Below are 22,598 nucleotides of genomic sequence, written 5' to 3'. Positions count from 1 at the left end.
CTTTCTTCTTATTATCGACGTAAACCAAGTTTGTTGATTAACTCACGATAACGAGTAACGTCTTTGTTACGTAGGTAGTTAAGTAAGTTACGACGTCGACCTACCATTTTTAAAAGACCACGACGTGAATGGTGATCCTTTTTATGAGTACGTAAGTGACCGTTTAGATTGTTAATTTGCTCTGTTAGGACAGCGATTTGAACTTCTGGAGAACCAGTGTCGTTCGCATGAGTTTTGTACTCACTAATGATTTCATTTTTACGCTCTTGTGTGATAGCCATCCTATTCACCTCCTTATTATTAAACCCCAGTTACCGAGCAAAACGTTGGTGAATCGTAATGCCAAGCAATGGTTGTTTTACATACAAGTGTTATGTTACTACTTATTAGAACAAAAAGCAAGTCGTAGCAGCTATTTATATATATTTTTTTATTTATTGTTATTTTGAATTCCTTCAAAATAAGCAAGGGCTTCTTCCTTGTCCTTTGAGATCTGACCGACAAGCTCTTCGATGCCGCTGAACTTTTTTTCTGAGCGAATCATTCGGTGCCATTTCACCGTTACGTGCTGATCGTAGATTTGCTCGTCAAATGATAATAAGTGGACTTCGATTGTTGGCTTTTCTAAATTATCGTGAAAAGTCGGCTTGTAGCCCACGTTGCACACTCCTGCATACCACTTACCGTGAAGCTGAAGCTCAACAGCATACACACCGATGCGTGGAAGTAAATACTCATCGTCTAAAGCGATGTTAGCAGTAGGAAAACCTATTTGCCTGCCTCGCTTTTCTCCATGAGTCACTGTACCTGACACTTCATAATAGCGGCCAAGCAGCTCTTTTACTCGATGCATATCTCCATTTGCTAAACTTTCGCGAATAAGCGTTGAACTAATTTTTTCTTCGCCATTTGTTAACTTATCAATTGTTGTTTGCGTGAATTTTGATCGAGAATGAAATGGTAGTATTTCCATTGTTCCTTTACCTAACTTTCCATACGTATAGTCAAATCCAGCTACCACATGCTGTACATTCAGTCCAATAATATACTGATCAACAAACTCTTGAGGCAATAGTGCTGCAAACTGTTTATCAAAATGAACGATATATAAAAAGTCAATTCCCATTTCCTCAATGAGTTTCTTTTTTTCTTGAAGCGGTGTGATCATATCAATGTGCTGCACATTGCGCCCGAGCACCACAGAAGGGTGAGGAGTAAACGTCATCACAGCACTAGCTATGCCTTTTTCATCGGCTAACTGTTTTGCTGAATTTATCACTTGCTGATGCCCTAAATGCACACCATCAAAATAACCAAGCGCTAACACTGATTGTTGAACAGCTTCTCGTTGAAAGTGGTGTGGATGTCGAATTTCAATCGTTTCCAAAACACAGTTCACCTTTTCCCTAACCGGTCTAGTCGATTGCCAACACTTTAACCGGCTTCATTAAATGTTTTTTTGTTGGGTGCTGAGCATAAATTGCTAAGCACTTGCCTGCAGAATTTATCATTAAAAAGAAGGGTTCTTTTTTTAACTCTTCATCTTCCGTACACGGCAATACCGCGCCATTTTTCACTTTCTCTGCTAATGTATCACTAATTTGAAGTTTCGGCAAATGATTAAGAGCTTCTTCGATCGAATGTAGTTTCTCATTGATCGTTTCTTCTTCTACCGCCCGTTCAATATCTTCAAATGTCACACAATCTTCGAGTGAAAACTGCCCGGAACCCGTTCGCTGCAAATACGACATATGAGATGGATAGCCAAGAGCTTCTCCAATCATCACAGCAAGCGTTCGCACATATGTACCTTTGCTGCACGTTACGCGGAATTTGAAGGAAATTTGTTCTCCCTCAAATGTAGCGCGATCATCCAGCAGTTCAAAGTTATAGATATGAATGGTTCTAACTGGGCGCTCTACTTCGATCCCTTGCCTTGCATATTCATATAGTTTTTTACCTTTGACCTTTACCGCTGAATACATTGGAGGGACTTGCTGAAGTTCTCCTGTCATCGAAGACAGCACTTCTTCGATTTGAGCACGTGAAAAAGAATCCGCTACTTTCTTTTCTTCTACAACCTCTCCGGAAGAATCTTCTGTTGTTGTAGAAAACCCGAGTGTAACTTCCCCTTCATAGGTTTTAGTAGCTCCTGTTAGATATTCTACAATCTTGGTAGCTCTACCGATACAAATAGGCAATACCCCTGTAACGTCAGGGTCTAATGTGCCTGTATGCCCTACTTTTTTAGTGCGAAGCAGCTTTCGGACTTTAAACACACAGTCGTGCGAAGTCAGGCCAGCTGGTTTATGTAAAACTAAAACACCGTCCACTCATTCTTCATCTCCTTTTCATTTAAAAAAGGGTGTCTCAGAAGCAAAAACCACTTTTGAGACACCCTTTTTTGTTTCTACATTCACTGATCTTATTCGTTCTCTTGATGGTCATCGCTTTCTTTTTTTATTTCATGAAGCAATGATTCAATTCGATTACCATAATCAATTGATTCATCAAACTCAAACGTAATTTCAGGTGTTTTACGTAAGCGAATGCGCTGACCGATTTCTGAGCGGATAAATCCCTTTGCTTTCGCAAGGCCTTTTAACGTATTCTCACGCTGCTCAGCATCTCCTAAAACAGAGATATAAACTTTCGCTTGCTGTAAATCGCCTGATACTTGAACATCTGTTACAGTCACAAAACCGATGCGCGGATCCTTGATTTTACGATTTAAAATCTCGCCCATCTCTTTTTTCATTTGTTCTCCGACTCTAGTTGCTCTTATGTTCATCTGTGTCACCCCTTTTATAACCAATCAAAAGTTGTAATGGTACGTTCAATCTCTGGAAAAGAATCAATCAAGCTTAGCGCTTTTTGCAGTTCTTGTTCCGTTGTGACACGGCTAGATGAGACTGCGACAATGCTAATTTTTGTTCGTTGCCACACATCTTGAAAATCAGTTTCTGAAACCGATACGTTAAACCGCTGCTTCAAGCGCATCAAGATGCGCTGAAGCACGGCACGTTTTTCTTTAAGAGAAGCAGCATCGTAAATTAAGCATTCACACTCCACTAGTCCAATCATTTAGGATCAATTTGCTCCATTACATATGCTTCAATAATATCTCCTTCTTTAATATCATTGAAGTTTTTAATTGTAATACCACACTCATATCCTTGAGCGACTTCTTTTGCATCGTCTTTAAAGCGTTTTAGCACATCTACTTCACCTTCAAAGATAACAATTCCGTCACGGATTAAACGAATTCCACTGTTACGCGTAATTTTACCGTCTGTTACGTAACTTCCTGCGATTGTACCAACTTTTGATACTTTGAATGTTTGACGTACTTCCACTTGACCGATGATTTTTTCAGCAAACTCAGGGTCAAGCATTCCTTTCATCGCAGATTCAATTTCTTCAATTACTTTATAAATAATGCGGTGAAGACGAATATCTACGTTTTCTACGTCAGCTGTACGTTTTGCTCCAGCATCTGGACGCACGTTAAAGCCGATAACGATTGCGTTAGAAGCAGTTGCAAGAATGATATCAGATTCTGTAATTGCGCCTACACCCGTATGGATAATACGAACATTTACACCCTCTACATCAATCTTTTGAAGAGCAGCAGCCAATGCTTCTACAGAACCTTGTACGTCTGCTTTTACGATAAGGTTTAAGTCTTTCATTTCACCCTGTTTAATTTTTTCAAATAAATCATCTAAGCTTACGCGAGATTTTTCACCGCGCTGTTGTTCAAGCTGCTTTTGAGCACGAGCTTCTCCGATTTGACGAGCTGTTTTCTCATCTTCAAATACTAAGAAACGATCTCCAGCTAATGGAACTTCGTTTAAGCCAGTAATCTCAACCGGAGTAGATGGTCCTACTTCCTTCACACGGCGGCCGATATCATTTACCATTGCGCGAACGCGGCCAAACGTATTTCCGACTACGATTGGATCACCTACGCGTAGTGTACCAGTTTGAACAAGAAGCGTTGCTACAGACCCACGGCCTTTATCTAGCTGTGCTTCTACAACTGTACCTGCTGCACGACGGTTAGGATTTGCTTTTAACTCTTCTACTTCACTTACAAGTAAAATCATTTCAAGTAATTGATCGATCCCTTCACCTGAAATGGCTGAAAGCTTACAGAAGATTGTTTCTCCGCCCCACTCTTCAGCTACAAGGCCGTGCTCCATTAGTTCTTGCATAACGCGATCTGGATTTGCTGCTTCTTTATCCATTTTGTTAACCGCAACAATAATTGGCACTTCTGCCGCTTTTGCATGGTTAATCGCTTCAATTGTTTGAGGCATTACACCATCGTCTGCTGCAACAACAAGGATTGTAATATCCGTTACTTGCGCACCGCGAGCACGCATTGTTGTAAATGCAGCATGCCCTGGTGTATCAAGGAATGTAATTTTCTTTTCATCAACCACAACTTGATAAGCACCGATATGCTGCGTGATACCGCCTGCTTCTGCAGCCGTTACTTTTGTGTTACGGATAGAGTCAAGAAGCGTCGTTTTACCGTGGTCAACGTGACCCATGATTGTAACAACTGGAGGACGCACTTGAAGGTCTTTTTCGTCGTCAATAATTTCTAATGATTCAAAAGCAGTGTCATCTACTACTACTTCTTCTTCAACTTCTACACCGTATTCTCCGGCAATTAGTTCGATAGAATCTTTATCTAACTCTTGGTTAATTGTTGCCATTACACCAAGCATAAATAATTTTTTAATAATTTCAGAAGGCTCTTTGCCTAATTCTTTTGCTAACTCAGAAACCGTTAAGCTTCCGACAAACGTTACTTTTTCCGGTAACTCTTTTGCAGCTGCTGGAGCTGGTCTACCTTTTGGTGCCTGTGACTTTTGTGCCTGTGGCTTTTTGTTACCTTTATTGTTTCCTTTGTTAGCTGTTGATTTTGTATTTTTATTCAATACTTTCACCCCCATAAAATTAACCGAGCATCGTTGCTAGCTTTTTAGCAAATCCCTCGTCCATAACGGCTACCACAACTCGAGCATCTTTACCAATCGCTTGACCTAGCGTGTAGCGATCGGGAACCATTCTAACCGAAACGTTGTAGTAAGAACATTTATCCGTTACTTTTTTCTTTGTGTTTTCAGACGCATCGCTTGCTAAAAGTACTAACTTTGCTTTTTGTTTCCGAACTTCTCTAACCACAAGTTCTTCTCCAGAAATCAATTTGCGTGCACGGTTTGCAAGCCCTAAAAAAGAGATCCACTGTTCATTCATTAGCGTGACTGTTTCTCCTTTTCTACAAGCGCTAGCAACTCTTCATAAACCGCTTCATCTATTGACGCGCCTAAATGTGTCGAAAGCACATTTTTCTTTTTTGCCAATAAAATTGCTTCTTTATCCTTGCTTACATAAGCTCCGCGCCCGGACTTTTTACCCGTTACATCAACTGAAACGTCGCCTTCTTTTGAACGTACAACGCGTACTAGCTCTTTTTTAGGCTTCATTTCTCCAGTGGCCACACATTTTCGCATCGGGACTTTTTTACGATTGTTCACCTTGGCTCACCTCTTATTCCATATCTTCATCTGAATCAAATGCATGTTGACTTACTAGCATATCATCGCTGCTTTTTACAATCATACCTTCTTGCTCAGCTTCTGATTGACTTTTAATATCAATTTTCCAGCCTGTCAGCTTAGCGGCTAGACGTGCATTTTGTCCACGCTTACCAATTGCAAGTGACAGCTGATAGTCAGGAACGATAACAGTTGTTGCTTTTTCATTTTCATCTACAATCACATCTACTACCTTAGATGGACTTAGGGCATTGGCAACAAATTCAACTGGGTCATTTGACCAGCGAACGATGTCAATTTTTTCACCTTTTAGTTCATTCACAACAGCCTGTACGCGCTGACCTTTTGGCCCAACACAAGAGCCGACCGGATCTACTTCAGCATACTCAGAATGAACAGAGATTTTTGAACGGTCTCCAGCTTCGCGAGCTACTGATTTTAATTCAACTGTACCGTCATAGATTTCCGGAACTTCTTTTTCGAAAAGACGTTTTAAAAGACCTGGATGCGTACGTGAAACATAGATTTGTGGTCCTTTTGTTGTTTTTTCTACTTTCGTAATATACACTTTAATACGATCATGAGGTTTATACTGCTCATTTGGCATTTGCTCGCTTTGAGGAAGCAATGCTTCAATTTTGCCAAGGCTCACGTAAATGAAGCGAGAATCTTGACGCTGAACAATACCTGTCATAATATCTTCTTCACGATCGCTGAACTCTGAGTAGATAACGCCGCGCTCCGCCTCACGAACACGCTGTGTAACAACTTGTTTTGCTGTTTGAGCCGCGATGCGTCCAAAGTCTTTTGGCGTTACTTCGATTTCAACCACATCGTCTAGCTGGAAGTTAGGGTTGATTGTTTGTGCTTCTTCAACCGAAATTTCTAGACGTGGATCATATACTTCATCAACCACATCTTTGCGAGCAAACACGCGCATTGAACCTCTTTCTAAATTTAAATCAACGCGTACGTTTTGCGCTTGGTTAAAGTTGCGTTTGTAAGCAGAAATTAGCGCTGCTTCAATTGCTTCAATAATTACATCTTTGCTAATGCCTTTCTCTTTTTCAAGAATGACTAAGGCATCAAATAACTCACTGCTCATCGTTGGATAATCCCCCTTTAATATTGGCCCCTACACATTAAAATACAATCGCTAATCGAGCAAAAGCGACTTTGTCATATGGTAAAATCACCGTTTTTGTGCGTGTTTTGATACGAATAGATAATGTGACAGTTTCTCCGTCAAATGATTGTAATTCGCCTTCAAATTCTTTTGCACCTTCAATTGGTTCATATGTTTTTATGTATACATGTTTACCAATTGCACGTTCAAAATCTTTATCTTTTTTTAATGGGCGTTCCGCACCAGGCGATGATACTTCTAAAAAATAGTTATGAGGGATTGGATCTACTGCATCCATTTTCTCACTCAATTTTTCACTTACTGCTCCGCAGTCTTCGATATCCACGCCGGTATCAGAGTCGATAAACACACGTAAAAACCAATCTTTTCCTTCTTTTACGTATTCAATTTCAACAAGCTCTAAATTCATTTCCTCTAAGATAGGGGAAACCATTTCTTCCACTGTTTGTTTTACATTTTTACTCATTCTAATCCTCCCTTCGAGACATTGCATGGTATGTTTAGGTTACGCGTTTTTTATGTCTCTTATATCAAAAAAGAGTGGTTTATTTGCTATTTTTATTTTGCACTCTATAAGAGGTCTAACCTACTAGAGTGGAAATGTTGTCATTTGTGTTGCAGGATTTTAAACGTCACATAATAAATCAATCATGGTGATTAAAAATCTACAGAAAAAACGAATCATGCTAGAAGCCGATTCGTTCTCCATACTACTTACTATGACAGTAAGTTCATATCAATAAGAAAGAGCGGGTTTCCCCACTCTTTCTCGTCCGTATCCTTAGCATTTCCACAATTACTATATCATAACCGCTTATTTTATGCAAATGTTAGAAAAGAGAAAGCTGGTTCTGATCAGGTAATGATTCAAGGCATCCATGGTTGTCTAGATACTCTAAAATCGTCTTCGATACTTTGCCTCGCTGCTGCAAGTCTTCTTTCGATAAAAACTCTCCCGTTTCACGAGCTTTTACAATGTTCAGCGCTGCATTTGTGCCAAGACCAGGAATGGCATTAAACGGTGGAATTAAAGATGTGCCGTCAATTAAAAATTCGTCTGCGCTCGATTCATATAAATCTACTTTTTTAAATGAATAGCCTCGTTCGCACATTTCCAAAGAAAGCTCAAGCACCGTTAATAAGTTTTTCTCTTTAGGAGATGCATCTAAACCTTTGGCATTGATTTCTTCCATCTTCGCTCGAATGGCAGTTGATCCTTTAATCATCGTATCAATATCAAAGTCATCTGCACGAACCGTAAAGTATGCTGCGTAATAAAGAAGCGCGTGGTGCACTTTGAAATAAGCAATACGCACGGCCATCAATACATAAGCAGCCGCATGGGCTTTAGGGAACATATACTTAATCTTTTTACAAGAATCAATATACCAGTCCGGAACACCATTTTTGATCATTTCTTCTTCAAATTCAGGTGTTAGCCCTTTCCCTTTACGCACAGACTCCATAATTTTAAAAGCAAGTGAAGGTTCAAGACCTTGATAAATTAGATAAACCATGATGTCATCACGACAGCCAATTACTTCACTTAAGTTGCAAATATCATTGCGAATTAGCTCCTGCGCATTACCAAGCCATACGTCCGTCCCGTGCGACAGTCCCGAGATTTGAACAAGTTCTGAAAACGTCGTTGGCTTCGTATCTTCTAACATTTGACGCACAAAGCGCGTTCCAAATTCAGGTATGCCAAGCGTTCCTGTTTTACACATAATTTGTTCTTCTGTTACGCCAAGTGATTCCGTTCCACTAAAAATTTTCATCACTTCAGGATCATCCGTCGGAATTGTTTTTGGATCAATTCCACTTAAATCTTGAAGCATGCGAATCACGGTCGGATCATCGTGTCCGAGTATATCAAGTTTTAATAAATTATCATGAATCGAATGGAAGTCAAAATGAGTTGTTCTCCATTCGGAATTACGGTCGTCAGCTGGAAACTGGATGGGTGAAAAATCAAAAATATCCATATAGTCCGGTACAACAATAATTCCTCCTGGATGCTGACCAGTTGTACGTTTTACGCCCGTACATCCTGCTACTAAACGATCCACTTCTGCGTTTCGTAAATGTAAATCACGGTCACCAGCATAGCCTTTTACATAGCCATAAGCTGTTTTTTCGGCAACTGTACCGATTGTTCCCGCACGGTATACATTATCTTCTCCAAACAGTACTTTTGTATAGTTATGAGCTCGCGGCTGATACTCTCCGGAGAAGTTCAAATCGATATCGGGAACCTTGTCTCCCTTGAATCCTAAGAACGTTTCAAACGGAATATCGTGTCCATCTTTAATAAACGGTACGCCACAATCGTCGCAGCTTTTGTCCGGCAGATCGAATCCAGAACCTACGGAACCGTCATTAAAAAACTCGGATTTCTTACATTTTGGACACACATAATGCGGCGGCAGTGGGTTTACTTCTGTAATTTCCGTCATCGTCGCAACAAATGAAGACCCTACGGAACCACGTGAACCAACTAAGTAACCATCATTTAATGATTTTTTAACGAGTTTATGCGAGATCAAGTAAATAACGGCAAACCCGTGGCCGATAATACTTTTCAACTCTTTCTCTAGACGAGCTTCTACTACTTCAGGCAGCTCTTCACCGTAGATGCTGCGTGCCATCGCATAGCTCATTTCACGCATTTCTTCGTCCGCACCTTCAATTTTCGGCGTATATAAATCATCTTTAATTGGTTTAATATCATCGATCATATCGGCTATTTTTTGCGTATTATGAACAACAATTTCTTTCGCTTTGTCCCCATCTAAAAATGAAAAACAATTCAGCATCTCATCCGTTGATCTAAAGTGAACATCCGGCAGCTGATGACGGTTTAAAGGATTAGCCCCGCCTTGTGAACCAATTAAAATTTTTCGGTAAATTTTGTCTTCCGGATTGAGATAGTGAACATTTCCTGTTGCTACAACCGGCTTTCCAATCTTTTCACCAAGCTTCACAATATTGCTAATAATATCTTTTAAGGCTTTCTCATCTCGCACTAAATCTAGTTCAATTAAGTGCTTGTAGTTGTCAGGAGGCTGTACTTCGATGTAATCATAAAATTCAGCTACTCCTTCTACTTCATCAATTCCTTTTTGCATCATGCCTTCGAATACTTCGCCTCGGTCACATGCGGTTCCAATCAAGATGCCTTCTCGATATTTGTCGAGCTGAGATCTTGGAATTCGCGGAACTCGATAAAAGTAATTTAAATGAGAAATCGAAACAAGTTTAAATAGATTTTTTAATCCTACGTCGGTTTGTGCTAAAAGAGTCGCATGATAAGGACGGGCCCGCTGATAGGCATTCCCTTCTCCCATATAATCATTTAAGCGATCATGCATTGTAATTTCCCGTTCAAATGCATCTTTCAGCATTTTATTTAACAAATAGCCAGTTGTTTCCGCATCATAAATCGCGCGGTGATGCTGCACAAGTTCAATATCAAACTTTTTAGCAAGAGTATTCAAACGATGGTTTTTCATATGCGGATACAAAAATCTTCCGAGTTCAAGCGTATCAATAACGCCGTTAGCTGCTTTTTCTAAACCGATTTTTTGCAGTCCCATATTTAAAAATCCCATATCAAAGCTTGCATTATGAGCGACTAAAATACTGTCACCCATCCACTCGTGAAAATCACGAAGTACTTCTGAGATTTCAGGCGCATTTTGGACCATATCATCTGTAATACCCGTCAGCTCAATTGTTGTTGCAGACAGAGGATGATGAGGATTTGCAAACCGTTCAAATCGATCGATGATTTCTCCTTCTTTCATCTTCACGGCAGCAAGTTCAATAATGGTATCGTATACGGCTGACAAACCGGTTGTTTCGACGTCAAATACTACGTAAGTTGCTTCTGTCAAATCCACATGCTTCGGATTATAGGCAATCGGCACGCCGTCGTCTACTAAATTAACTTCCACTCCGTACAGTATTTTAATGCCGTTCTTTTTCCCGGCTCCATATGCTTCAGGAAACGACTGTGCAACCGCATGATCAGTTATCGCTACAGCCGGATGTCCCCATTTTTTAGCTTGTCCGACTAAAGCTCCAACAGATGAAACAGCATCCATTTGACTCATTGGCGTATGCAAGTGAAGCTCCACACGCTTTTCATCTTCAGGCGCTGTATCTTGTCTAGCAGGACCGGTAATCTCGTTGACATCATTTCCAATCATAACTAAATCACGGACAAATGTATCATTTTGTACACTTCCGCGAACCTTTACCCACATTCCTTTTTTAATCGCTTGAAGTAAAGGAATATCTTCTTTGTCACGTGAAAACATTTTAACCATAATAGAGTTTGTATAATCTGTCACTTTAAAAATAAGAAGCGTACGTCCGCTTCGTAATTCTCTAGTTTCTGCATCAAATACGTATCCTTCAACGGCAATTCGCTTTTCTTCATCCACAATGGAGTCTAGGCGAACCGTCTCGTCTTTAATCGTATATCCAATTGTAAGCGGACCTTTTGGTAGGTCTGGTCCATCACTTTTTTCATTTTCTTTATTTTGCATTTCTGTGATGGCTTGTAATACTTTTTCTGTATCTTCTTGTTTTCGTTGCTCTACAAACTGCTGAAATGCTTCTTCTGAATGTACAACTTCCGTCATTAGCTGAAGGTTCGGAAAGCCATAGGACGCATACTGATCAGCAATTAACTGACTGTACTTTTTACGTAAAGCCGTTCCTTCTGCATCATGTCGTGCGTTCACAATCAATTTGGCACCGTTCAATCTCGGCATTTGATCTTGTAAAAGCGACTGTAAAAGCGGGGATATTCCCTGCATTTCTCCAATACAATGCTTCCAATATGACTGTACATGCTCTTCCGTACATTCTTTATTAACGGTTTGAACAGAAAAAGAAACACTCGCAATATGAGAAAAAGCTGAAGACATGCGAACATGGAATAACTCATAGATCTCAAAAGGTAATAACCCTTCTAAAGAAAAATGAAAATGCCATTTTTTTTGTTCTTTCTGAATGACGAGCTTTTCAATCGCTGCGTTTTCAAAATAAGGAACAATTTGATCACTCGTCAGCTCTAACTGCTGCAGCAGCAACTTAAAACGCTCTTTTTTTCCTAGCGTTTGTGCTTCCAAGTTTTCTGCCTCCTTTTATAAATGAGTGCAATCTATTTTAACATAAATGACTTCTATTCTGTCATATGTTCTGTTTATAAACATAAAAACAGCAGGGATACAAATCCCCGCTGCTTCATTACTTCGCTAGCAGTTCTTTCACTGTTGAAACAAGATTGTCAACTGACACTTCTAGTGACTCCCCAGTTTTCCGTACTTTTACTTCTACAATTCCTTCAGATGCACGTTTACCAACTGTTACTCGAACAGGAAGACCAATTAAATCTGAATCTGCAAATTTTACTCCTGCACGCTCTTGGCGGTCATCTAACAGCACTTCAAAGCGATTATCTAATAACTCATTATATAATTTCTCACCTAGTTCACGCTGTTCATCATTTTTCACGTTAACTGGAATAACGTGCACTTGATAAGGCGTAACAGCCTCTGGCCATAGAAGACCGTTTTCATCATTGAATTGTTCTGCAATCGCAGCTACTGTACGAGAAACACCGATACCATAGCAACCCATAATCATTGGCTGGCTGCGTCCGTTCTCATCTAGATACGTTGCTCCCATCGCTTCACTGTAGCGAGTTCCTAACTTAAAGACATGTCCGACTTCAATACCTTTAGCGAACTTAATAACACCTTGTCCATCCGGTGACTGATCTCCTTCTTGGATGAAGCGGAAATCTTCGTAAGTTGCATTAAAGTTACGTTCATTCACATTTGTATAGTGATAACCTTCTTCATTTGCTCCGCATACACCGTTAACGATTGCTTTTACCGCATGATCAGCTACCACTTCTACTGAATCACTTACACCAATCGGTCCTACCGAACCAACTGCGCATTTTAATGCTTCTTTTGTTTCTTCTGGAGTTGCCAGTTCAACGACGGAAGCTTCAAAATAGTTTTTCACTTTAATATCGTTTACTTCGTGATCCCCGCGAACAAGTACAAGCACAAAACGATCATCTACTTTAAATAAAAGGGACTTGATACAAGAAGTCGCTTCAACATTTAAGAAAGCAGCTACGTCTTCAATGCTATGCTGATTTGGTGTTTCCACTTTTGTTAATTCTTTTTCAGCTTCATCTGATTTTTCATACGTATTTACAACCGGTGCCATTTCAACATTTGCTGCATAAGAAGATGTATCTGAATAAGCAATTGTATCTTCCCCGATTTCAGAAAGAACCATAAATTCATGCGTATCTTTTCCGCCCATTGCACCTGAATCAGCGATAACCGCACGGAAATTTAATCCGCAGCGCTCAAAGATGCGGCTGTAGGCAGCAAACATTTTATCATACACTTCATCTAAACTTTCTTGAGAAGCATGAAACGAATATGCATCTTTCATAATAAATTCACGACCGCGTAATAAGCCAAAGCGTGGACGTTTTTCATCGCGGAACTTCGTTTGAATTTGATATAAATTTAGCGGTAAACGTTTGTATGACTTCACTTCGTCACGAAGCAAGCTTGTGATAACTTCTTCGTGTGTTGCTCCCAAAGCAAATTCACGGCCGTGACGATCTTTCATACGCATTAACTCAGGCCCATATGAATACCAGCGGCCAGACTCTTGCCACAATTCAGCTTGTTGTAAAGCAGGCATCAATAATTCGACAGAACCTGCACGGTCCATCTCTTCACGAACAATTTGTTCAACTTTTTGCAATACACGCTTACCAAGCGGTAAAAAGCTGTACACGCCGCTTGCATTTTGGCGCATATAACCTGCGCGCAATAGAAGCTGATGGCTTTTTATATCCGCATCAGCTGGCACTTCTCTTAATGTAGGAATCAATGTAGAACTTTGTCTCATAACCTCGCACCTCTTTGCTTACTTCTCTATCTTATTTTTTAAGGCGGACCATGCCGCAATTTTCATATAATCAGCGAGGGAATATCCCTCGCTGAGCGTATGTCTTATAAAAAGAACTTTTGAATATCGTTCCACGTTACAACGAGCATCAGCAGCATTAATAAAGCAAAACCGATAAAATGAACAATCCCTTCTTTTTGACGATCAATTGGCTTACCGCGAATTCCTTCTACAGCGAAGAATAATAGTCGTCCTCCATCTAAAGCAGGAAGTGGAAGCAAATTGACAATCCCTAAGTTAATACTTAAAACGGCTGCCCATTTCATTAGGTAATAAATGCCTGACTGTGCTACTTGATCGGTTGCTGCGTAAATACCTACAGGACCAGAAAGCATATCCAGTTTGAACTGTCCTGTCACGAGCTTCCCAAGGCCCGTTAAAATTTCTTTCATCCACGTATATGTTTCAGTAGCTCCGTGCGTGATCGAACCAATGAATGACTTTTCAACCGGTGCATATACGCCAATTAATCCAATTGTCTGTTCCCCAACCTTGCGGCTTTCAGGTGTAATTGGAATATCTAGGGTTTTGCCGCCGCGCTGAACCGTGAATGTAATTTGCTGTTCAGGATGTTTTTGAATTACTTTTACGACATCATCCCACGTTGAAACACTTTGTCCATCAATTGCTTGAACTTTATCTCCTTGTTTAAGTCCCGCATCAACGGCTACTCCATCTGATGTTAATTTGCCCATCACAGGTTTGTCAACAACATATCCTTGAGAAATCCCAAGAACGATAAAAATAACAAAGGCTAATATAAAGTTCATTAGCGGACCAGCGAAAATGGCTAGCGCACGCTGACCAAGAGTTTTGGAAGCAAACTGACGGCTGTAAGGTGCAATTTGAATGTCTTCTCCGTCCATAACAAAGTAAGATTCTTCTGCTACCTCGAATTTTTGCAGATGTTCATCTTCACCTTCTTCATAACCTGAAATAAATAGATTATGCTCTAAGTCTGCTTGCTCTACCTCAATAACTTTTGCATTTGGATGCTGTTCCTTGTTATTAATAATGACTTTATTTACTTTGCCTTCCTTATCAAACATGAGGCCCACCATTTGACCAGGCTTAACTTCAATCATTTCCGGGTCTTCTCCAGCCATTCGAACAAATCCACCTAGAGGCAGTAAGCGAATGGTATAAACTGTTTCATCTCGTTTAAATGAAAAGATTTTGGGACCAAACCCAATGGCAAACTCACGGCATAAGATGCCTGCACGCTTTGCAAAAACTAAATGACCAAGCTCATGAAAGAATACAAGAGCTCCAAAAATGACGACAAACGCAATGACTGTGTTCAATGGGTATTACCCCCTTCATGTAATAGAGTCAAACCTCCACCCACCAAAAATAAGGGAGTGGCTTCTCTCGCACGCACATTATCGAGAGATGGCGGATCTAACAAACTCTCTTGCTTCTAAATCTACTTCTTTAATAGTAGATAAACAAGGTTTCTGTATTACAGTATGTTCATTCATTGCTTTTTCAATCACATCTTCAATTTGTAAAAATGTAATGTGACCATCTAGAAAGGCTTGAACAGCTTCTTCATTAGCTGCATTTAAAACAGTCGGAAGTGTTCCACCCGCTTTGCCAGCCTCAAATGCAAAAGCTAAACAGCGAAAACGCTCTTCATCCATTTTAGCGAAGTGAAGCTGACCAATATCCGCCAAACTTAAACGCTTGGTGTCAGGCAAAGACATGCGTCTTGGATACGTTAACGCGTATTGAATTGGCACGCGCATATCGGGCGTTCCAAGCTGAGCAATAACGCTTGTATCAGAATACTCTACCATAGAATGAATGATGCTTTCCTTATGTAACAATACATCAATTTTCTCATAGGGAAGATCAAAAAGCCAATGTGCTTCAATCACTTCTAGTCCCTTATTCATCATCGTTGCCGAATCAATTGTAATTTTAGCTCCCATTGACCAGTTTGGATGATTTAACGCATCTTCAACCGTTACTCCCTGTAGTTCTGCTCTCGTCTTATCTCGAAAGCTCCCTCCAGAAGCCGTTAAAATTAAACGGTCTATTGCTTTTTGATCTTGCCCTTGCAAACTTTGAAAAATAGCTGAATGCTCACTGTCTACCGGTAAAATATCAGCGCCATATTCCTTGGCTGCTTCCATGACAAGGTGACCAGCGGTAACAAGTGTCTCCTTATTTGCAATAGCAATTGTTTTTCTCATTTTGATTGCTTCTAGCGTAGGAGTCAACCCTACACTTCCAAGAACAGCGTTTACCAACACTTCTGTAGAAGGATGAGTTGCTACTTCCACAAGTCCTTCTTCTCCATAAACAAATCGAATAGAAGGGAATTCTGCTTGCAGTGACAGACAATCTTCTTTCTTCATTACAGAAACAAGGGCTGGCTTACACTGCTGAATAATCTTTCTTGCTTCGTTAATATTTCGACCTACAGAGATTGCTGAGAGCTCAAAATGCTCAGGATGCGCTCGAACAATATCAACGGTTTGAGTACCGATTGAACCTGTAGCTCCTAACAAGGAAATTTTCTTCAAGTATATTCACTCCTATTAAAACAAAGACATCTTTTTTATAGAGATAATAAAAAAGCTAAAATTGGCATGATGAACATTAAACTGTCAAAACGGTCTAAAATCCCACCATGACCCGGTAAAATTTTCCCTGAATCTTTTACGCCATAGTGACGTTTGAACGCTGATTGTACAAGATCACCCATCTGTCCAAATAACGATACGATAATACCAATTACAAGTAGCTCGATCATAGTTTGATCAATATTTGCTAACAGCTTAAATACAACGGCTACTATAATAGCGCATATGACGCCACCAATAAAACCTTCAATTGTTTTATTGGGACTGATTTCCGGCCATAGCTTTCGTTTCCCCATTGCTCGTCCAATAAAATAAGCTCCGGAATCCGTCGCCCAAATAATAAGGAAAGCAAAGAACAAATAAGCTAACCCGAACTCTTGACGAACCTCGATAAAATAATGAAAGCCAAAGCCAACATATACTGTTGTTAATAAAATAAACCCAACGTCATCGAAGGTAAATTTATTTTTAACTACAACCGTGTACATTAATAAAAGAAGGACAGCAGCAAGCGCTACTTCTATCTTATGTTCACTTAAGAATTGAAATGCAACATCTCTTCCGTTTGGTAGTAAAAACACCCAAGTTAGTAATAAACTAATGATACTTGGAAAAGACATTGCTTTCAAATGTTTCATTTTTAAAAGCTCAATTACACCAACTGTTCCGATCACATACATGATAAGGGTAAAAGGTAACCCTCCAATTAAAACAATCGGCACAAATACCGCAAGTGCTACAATCGCGGTGATAATGCGCTGTTTCATCTTGTTTTCCACACCTTCTTATACACCACCAAAGCGGCGACCGCGCTTTTGAAACGCCTCGACTGCTTCGATTAAATGATTTTCTTTAAAATCTGGCCATAATACTTTTGTAAACCAAAACTCTGTGTACGCTAGCTGCCAAAGCATAAAGTTACTTAAGCGAAGCTCACCACTTGTGCGAATAAGCAAATCCGGATCTGGAAGGCTTTTGCTCATCAAATAGGAAGAAAATAAATTTTCTGAAATAGAAGAGGAAGCCACTTTTCCCTGTTCTACATCTTCTGCCAATGACCGAATAGCGCCCACAATTTCGTGACGGCTACCGTAATTAAGCGCGAAGTTTAAAATCATCCCCGTGTTATGCTTTGTTTTTTCAATTGCCTTATCCACGGCTCGAATCGTATGGGAAGGGAGCTCACTTTTATCTCCCATAATACGAACTTGCACATTTTTTTCAATTAGCTCAGGCAAAAAGGTTGTTAAAAATTCCTCTGGCAGTTTCATTAAAAACTCAACTTCAGTTTTGGGGCGCTTCCAATTTTCAGTGGAAAATGCATATAAAGTTAATACTTTAACACCTAATTCATTGGCCAGTCTGGTCACATGACGTACTACTTTCATTCCTTCATGATGGCCCATCATGCGAGGAAGAGCTCGTTTTTGCGCCCAACGACCGTTCCCATCCATAATAATTGCAATATGTTCAGGAACAGGGTGCTGTTTCACTTGATCTTTTCGTTCTGACAAAGACAGTGTATTTAAATCTTGACTTTTCTTCCATGCTTGAAATTTTCTTAACATGCAAAGGTCCCCCGTTGTACGCTCTCACATAAACGTGTAGCTTATGTGAGTTTTTTCTTACTACACATTATTAACAAAAAAACCCCCTGTAAACAATAGAGGGTCTTTTACAATATATTTTACCTTGAAATGACTTAAACTGCCATAATTTCTTCTTCTTTATCTTTTGCCACTTTATCCACTTTTACGATATGGTCATCTGTTAGTTTTTGAATGTCATCACTGTAGCCGCGTAGATCGTCTTCAGTAATTTCACCTTTTTTCTCTAACTTTTTGAAATCATCGTTTGCATCACGGCGTACGTTACGAACCGCAACTTTTGCTTCTTCAGCATATTTTTTAACCATTTTCACTAACTCACGACGACGCTCTTCCGTTAAAGCAGGAATCGATAAACGGATAATAGTTCCATCGCTTGTAGGTGTTAATCCTAAATCAGATTTTAAAATAGCTTTTTCAACTTCACCAATTTGTGATTTGTCATAAGGCTGAATAACAAGCATACGGGCTTCCGGTACGCTTACTTGCGCCAATTGGTTAATCGGTGTTGGAGCACCGTAGTATTCTACCGTTACGCGGTCAAGAAGTGACGCGCTTGCACGTCCAGCGCGAATTGATGCTAGTTCGCGGCTAAATGATTGAATTGCTTTTTCCATTCTTTCTTTTGCGTTTTGCAACACTTGTTTTGGCATGTTTATTTCCCCTTTACAATTGTTCCAATGTTTTCGCCTGTAACGGCACGTTTAATATTGCCTTCTTCCGTAATTGAGAAAACAATTAGCGGAATATCGTTGTCCATACATAATGAAGAAGCTGTAGAATCCATAACAGCTAGTCCATCTTTTAAAACATCAATATATGTTAATGTTTCATATTTTACAGCATCAGGTACAAGCTTAGGATCTGCATTATAAACGCCATCTACGTTGTTTTTAGCCATTAAGATAACGTCAGCTTCGATTTCAGCTGCACGCAAAGCTGCTGTTGTATCTGTAGAGAAATAAGGGTTTCCTGTACCCGCAGCGAAAATAACAACGCGTTTTTTCTCAAGATGTCGAACAGCTTTTCTTCTAATATAAGGCTCTGCTACTTGTCTCATCTCGATAGAAGTCTGAACTCGTGTTTGCACACCAATGTTCTCTAAGCTATCTTGAAGAGCCAGCGAGTTCATTACTGTTGCTAGCATTCCCATATAATCAGCAGCTGCACGATCCATACCCATTTCACTACCAATTTTACCACGCCAAATGTTTCCACCACCAACGACTACAGCAATTTCCACACCTAATTCATAAACGGCTTTTACTTGTTCAGCAACAGATTTGATGATGGATGGGTTAATACCAAAACCATCTTCACCAGCTAATGCTTCTCCACTTAACTTTAATACGATACGATTATATTTTGCTTGACTCATGCTTACCTCCATCGTTAACGGTGAGATCTCTTTTGTAAAAAAGGGAACACACAGTGTTCCCTATACGGTCAAACCCTTACTTTTTAACTTGGTTCATTACTTCTTCAGCGAAGTTGTCTTGACGTTTCTCAATACCTTCTCCTACTTCAAAACGAACGAAGCTTTCAACAGTAGCGCCTTTGCTCTCAACGAACTGACGTACTTTTTGATCAGGATTTTTAACAAATGTTTGATCTAGTAAGCAAATATCTTCGAAGAATTTGCCAAGGCGACCTTCAACCATTTTTGCAACGATTTTTTCTGGTTTGCCTTCGTTTAATGCTTGTTGAGTCAACACTTCGCGCTCACGCTCAGTTTCTTCAGCAGAAACTTGGTCACGAGAGATGTATTTAGGGTTGATTGCAGCGATGTGCATAGCAACGTCTTTTGCAACAGCTTCTTCAGTTGTACCAGATAATACTGTTAACACACCGATACGTCCGCCAGCATGTAGGTAAGCACCGAATGCATCAGCATCAGTTTTTGTTGCTACAGCGAAACGACGTAGAGATAATTTTTCTCCGATTGTAGCGATTGCAGAGTTGATGTGTTCTTCAACAGTTGCACCGTTTTCCATTTTTTGAGTAGCAGCTTCAGCAGCGTCAGCTGGTTTGTTAGCTAAGATGTGAGCAGCTAATTCTTTTGTTAATTTTTGGAAACCTTCGTTTTTCGCAACGAAATCAGTTTCAGAGTTAACTTCTAAGATAACAGCTTCGTTACCTTGAGTTTCGATGTAAGTTAGACCTTCAGCAGCAATACGGTCTGATTTTTTAGCAGCTTTTGCAATACCTTTTTCACGTAAGAAATCGATTGCTTGCTCCATATCACCGTTAGTTTCAGTTAACGCTTTTTTACAATCCATCATACCAGCGCCTGTTTTTTCACGTAGTTCTTTTACCATTTGAGCAGTAATTGCCATAATGTGTAGCCTCCTTGTTTGGGTATGTAATTAATGTATATAAATGGGTTAAATCTTTTCAAAAAAAGGTGATAAAAGGCTATTCCCTCTTATCACCTTTCACGGAATTAAGCAGTAGTTGTTTCAGTTTCAACTGCTGTTTCTTCACCTTGTTTAGCTTCTAGAATAGCATCAGCAACTTTAGAAGTTAAAAGTTTAACAGCACGAATTGCATCATCGTTTGCAGGGATTACATAATCAATTTCGTCTGGATCACAGTTAGTGTCTACGATACCAACGATTGGAATGTGTAACTTTTTAGCTTCCGCTACTGCAATACGCTCTTTACGAGGGTCAATGATGAATAATGCATCTGGAAGTTGTTTCATATCTTTAATGCCGCCTAAGAATTTTTCAAGACGCTCTAACTCTTTTTTAAGTTGAACTACTTCTTTCTTAGGTAGTACTTCGAAAGTACCGTCTTCTTGCATTTTTTCGATATCTTTTAAACGTTTGATACGTTTTTGGATAGTTGAGAAGTTAGTTAATGTACCACCTAACCAACGTTGGTTAACAAAGTACATACCAGCGCGAGCTGCTTCTTCTTTAACAGAATCTTGAGCTTGTTTTTTCGTACCTACGAATAAAACAGTACCGCCGTCTGCAGCTAATTCTTTAACGAATTTGTACGCTTCTTCTACTTTCTTAACTGTTTTTTGAAGATCGATAATGTAGATGCCGTTACGCTCAGTGAAGATATATTTCTTCATTTTTGGGTTCCAACGGCGAGTTTGGTGACCGAAATGTACACCAGCTTCTAGTAATTGTTTCATTGAAATTACTGACATGTGTTTTTCCTCCTAATGGTTTTAAGTCTCCTCCGCTTATATCATCTTCAGCCGAAACTACAAAAAGTAGCACCATCAACCGAATCAACAAGCGTGTGTAATAACACCAAAAACTAATATAGCATACTCCTTTTTCACAAGCAAGCGTTTCATTAAGTTTATTGATGAAATTTCAATAATAATTCAATTTCAGTTTTCCCTCTGTGTAAATGTTTTGCAATTTCTTCAATTGTTAAACCTTTTCCCTTTAAATAAACGGAAAATTCTTTTATCTCTTCACCTGACAAATCTTGAATTTGGTCTGTAGTTAATTCATCAAAAGATGTGCTTATATGTTTCTGATTTTCTTCTATAGAGAGAAGTTCATGCAGCGACTGGGAAGGCTCACTTTTTAGATCCACCCTTTGAACAGGCACGTCTTCTTCATCTACCAAAGGTGATTTGGCGCTGCTTTCTTCCATTTCGGAAGAAAGCGAAGTTGAACGCTCACGAAGCTGCCGTAAAAACTGCTCGTTTTGTTCCTGAAATTCAGCGAGATATGAACTCATTGCAGCTTCCATTTTATTTATATTTTGCTGGTGCAAGCGTTCAATCCTTTTCACTTTGGTCACTTGCATATATAAAAGAATAATGCAAAACAGTGATAGACCATGAATTAAAAAACTAACTGTGAGTAAAAACCCCATCACTTTACCTCTTTGTTAAATTATTTTGCTTAAACTCGTACGCATTTTAAACAGCGCTTTCGAATGAATTTGAGAAATGCGTGAAGTGGATAGCCCTAACAGCTGCGCGATCTCTGTGAAAGTCAACTCCTCTTTATAAAATAATGAAACAACAAGCTGCTCTTTTTCATTTAGCTGCTCGATAACTTCAGCGAGCTCTTGATATCGTTCGTCGTTAATTAGCTCCTCTTCAGGAGAGAGCGTTTTTTCATCTTTAATCGTGTATTTTTGCTCTCCATCTTCATACTCTTTTGGCTGTTCTTCCATTGACAAAACGTTAGCTAAGAAGCCTTCATTCATTGTATGAACAACATCTGCTTCTGTCATGCCTACTTCTTTTGCAACCTCACTTGGTGCAACTCTGCGCAAGTATCTTTGTTCAAGTGCTTCTGTTGCTTGCTCAATTCTTTTCGTCTTTTCCCTTGCGCTTCTTGATAACCAATCTTCTTTACGAAGCCCGTCTATTATCGCCCCTCGAATTCGAAAAGACGCATATGTATCAAACTTTAAGTCTCTACCGTAATCAAACTTTTCCAAAGCATCGTAAAGGCCGATTAATCCTAAACTACGAAGCTCTTCTTTATGAATATTCTTCGGCAGCCCTACACTAATCCGCTGAACGTGATAGTTAACAAGCGGCATATACTTTTTAACAAGCATGTTTCCCGCATGGGAGTCTCTCGTCTCTATCCATTCCTGCCAAATTTTATGTTCTTCAACTTCTTGTATACTTTTCAAGGGTCTTTCAACTCCTTTTTATAGCGCTATTAAACGG

At 39.6% G+C, this 22,598-nt stretch carries 21 protein-coding genes and 1 pseudogene; all 22 read right to left on the bottom strand.

Translation table 11 applies throughout. The annotated features are described in order from the left end of the window. Nucleotides 1–11: 11 nt before the first annotated feature. Nucleotides 12–281, bottom strand: coding sequence for a 30S ribosomal protein S15 (gene rpsO / locus SCI76_RS19815; protein ID WP_013058831.1), 270 nt, complete (start codon nucleotides 279–281; stop codon nucleotides 12–14). A gap of 149 nt (nucleotides 282–430) precedes the next feature. Then, entirely contained in the window at nucleotides 431–1,387 is a 957-nt protein-coding gene (gene ribF, locus SCI76_RS19810; RefSeq protein ID WP_048019858.1) for a bifunctional riboflavin kinase/FAD synthetase, read from the bottom strand. A gap of 28 nt (nucleotides 1,388–1,415) precedes the next feature. Beyond that, the gene (truB, locus tag SCI76_RS19805; protein ID WP_033579797.1) at nucleotides 1,416–2,333 is read right to left on the bottom strand and encodes a tRNA pseudouridine(55) synthase TruB; all 918 of its coding nucleotides are present in this window, start codon (nucleotides 2,331–2,333) and stop codon (nucleotides 1,416–1,418) included. A gap of 92 nt (nucleotides 2,334–2,425) precedes the next feature. Then, entirely contained in the window at nucleotides 2,426–2,791 is a 366-nt protein-coding gene (gene rbfA, locus SCI76_RS19800; protein WP_013058834.1) for a 30S ribosome-binding factor RbfA, read from the bottom strand. A 14-nt stretch (nucleotides 2,792–2,805) separates the two neighbouring features. Beyond that, entirely contained in the window at nucleotides 2,806–3,084 is a 279-nt protein-coding gene (locus SCI76_RS19795) for a DUF503 domain-containing protein (RefSeq protein WP_013058835.1), read from the bottom strand. Then, nucleotides 3,081–4,949 (bottom strand): annotated as a pseudogene (gene infB, locus SCI76_RS19790) (translation initiation factor IF-2); the annotation flags it as partial. The pseudogene infB and the gene SCI76_RS19795, both read right to left, overlap by 4 nt. Before the next feature lie 22 nt (nucleotides 4,950–4,971). Next, a complete protein-coding gene (locus SCI76_RS19785) occupies nucleotides 4,972–5,271 on the bottom strand; it encodes a YlxQ family RNA-binding protein (protein WP_028411400.1) in 300 nt (99 codons plus the stop codon). After that, a complete protein-coding gene (gene rnpM, locus SCI76_RS19780) occupies nucleotides 5,271–5,552 on the bottom strand; it encodes an RNase P modulator RnpM (protein WP_013058838.1) in 282 nt (93 codons plus the stop codon). Before rnpM ends, SCI76_RS19785 begins: the two co-directional genes overlap by 1 nt. Before the next feature lie 13 nt (nucleotides 5,553–5,565). After that, nucleotides 5,566–6,678, bottom strand: a complete 1,113-nt coding sequence (gene nusA, locus SCI76_RS19775; protein WP_338705040.1) for a transcription termination factor NusA — start codon at nucleotides 6,676–6,678, stop codon at nucleotides 5,566–5,568. A gap of 37 nt (nucleotides 6,679–6,715) precedes the next feature. Beyond that, complete coding sequence (gene rimP, locus SCI76_RS19770) at nucleotides 6,716–7,186, bottom strand: ribosome maturation factor RimP (protein ID WP_028411402.1); 471 nt, start codon at nucleotides 7,184–7,186, stop codon at nucleotides 6,716–6,718. Nucleotides 7,187–7,550: 364 nt separating this feature from the next. Next, entirely contained in the window at nucleotides 7,551–11,861 is a 4,311-nt protein-coding gene (locus SCI76_RS19765) for a PolC-type DNA polymerase III (RefSeq protein WP_328175198.1), read from the bottom strand. 118 nt (nucleotides 11,862–11,979) lie between these two features. Continuing rightward, nucleotides 11,980–13,677: a proline--tRNA ligase gene (locus SCI76_RS19760; protein ID WP_028411404.1), complete on the bottom strand. Its 1,698-nt coding sequence runs from the start codon at nucleotides 13,675–13,677 to the stop codon at nucleotides 11,980–11,982. A gap of 104 nt (nucleotides 13,678–13,781) precedes the next feature. Continuing rightward, nucleotides 13,782–15,041, bottom strand: a complete 1,260-nt coding sequence (gene rseP, locus SCI76_RS19755; RefSeq protein WP_028411405.1) for an RIP metalloprotease RseP — start codon at nucleotides 15,039–15,041, stop codon at nucleotides 13,782–13,784. A 78-nt stretch (nucleotides 15,042–15,119) separates the two neighbouring features. Then, entirely contained in the window at nucleotides 15,120–16,268 is a 1,149-nt protein-coding gene (dxr, locus tag SCI76_RS19750; protein WP_033579795.1) for a 1-deoxy-D-xylulose-5-phosphate reductoisomerase, read from the bottom strand. A 35-nt stretch (nucleotides 16,269–16,303) separates the two neighbouring features. Continuing rightward, nucleotides 16,304–17,095 carry a phosphatidate cytidylyltransferase gene (locus SCI76_RS19745; protein ID WP_243495115.1) on the bottom strand — a complete coding sequence of 264 codons (792 nt, stop codon included), beginning with the start codon at nucleotides 17,093–17,095 and terminating at the stop codon, nucleotides 16,304–16,306. Nucleotides 17,096–17,113: 18 nt separating this feature from the next. Further along, the gene (locus SCI76_RS19740) at nucleotides 17,114–17,896 is read right to left on the bottom strand and encodes an isoprenyl transferase (RefSeq protein ID WP_048019854.1); all 783 of its coding nucleotides are present in this window, start codon (nucleotides 17,894–17,896) and stop codon (nucleotides 17,114–17,116) included. A gap of 134 nt (nucleotides 17,897–18,030) precedes the next feature. Next, nucleotides 18,031–18,588, bottom strand: coding sequence for a ribosome recycling factor (frr, locus tag SCI76_RS19735; RefSeq protein WP_013058847.1), 558 nt, complete (start codon nucleotides 18,586–18,588; stop codon nucleotides 18,031–18,033). A 2-nt stretch (nucleotides 18,589–18,590) separates the two neighbouring features. After that, nucleotides 18,591–19,313 (bottom strand): UMP kinase, encoded by a 723-nt coding sequence (gene pyrH, locus SCI76_RS19730; protein ID WP_028411409.1) that lies wholly within the window; start codon nucleotides 19,311–19,313, stop codon nucleotides 18,591–18,593. 76 nt (nucleotides 19,314–19,389) lie between these two features. Further along, entirely contained in the window at nucleotides 19,390–20,271 is an 882-nt protein-coding gene (gene tsf, locus SCI76_RS19725; RefSeq protein ID WP_013058849.1) for a translation elongation factor Ts, read from the bottom strand. A 107-nt stretch (nucleotides 20,272–20,378) separates the two neighbouring features. Then, nucleotides 20,379–21,098, bottom strand: a complete 720-nt coding sequence (gene rpsB, locus SCI76_RS19720; RefSeq protein ID WP_013058850.1) for a 30S ribosomal protein S2 — start codon at nucleotides 21,096–21,098, stop codon at nucleotides 20,379–20,381. Nucleotides 21,099–21,256: 158 nt separating this feature from the next. Next, on the bottom strand, nucleotides 21,257–21,784 hold the full coding sequence (locus SCI76_RS19715; RefSeq protein ID WP_033579793.1) for a hypothetical protein: 528 nt from the start codon (nucleotides 21,782–21,784) through the stop codon (nucleotides 21,257–21,259). Nucleotides 21,785–21,799: 15 nt separating this feature from the next. Then, nucleotides 21,800–22,561: a FliA/WhiG family RNA polymerase sigma factor gene (locus tag SCI76_RS19710; protein ID WP_025750299.1), complete on the bottom strand. Its 762-nt coding sequence runs from the start codon at nucleotides 22,559–22,561 to the stop codon at nucleotides 21,800–21,802. Nucleotides 22,562–22,598 lie beyond the last annotated feature (37 nt).

The sequence above is a fragment of the Priestia sp. HNGD-A6 genome, assembly GCF_045784335.1.
GTDB classification, from domain to species: domain Bacteria; phylum Bacillota; class Bacilli; order Bacillales; family Bacillaceae_H; genus Priestia; species Priestia zanthoxyli.
This window is presented reverse-complemented; position numbering and strand designations above follow the sequence as displayed.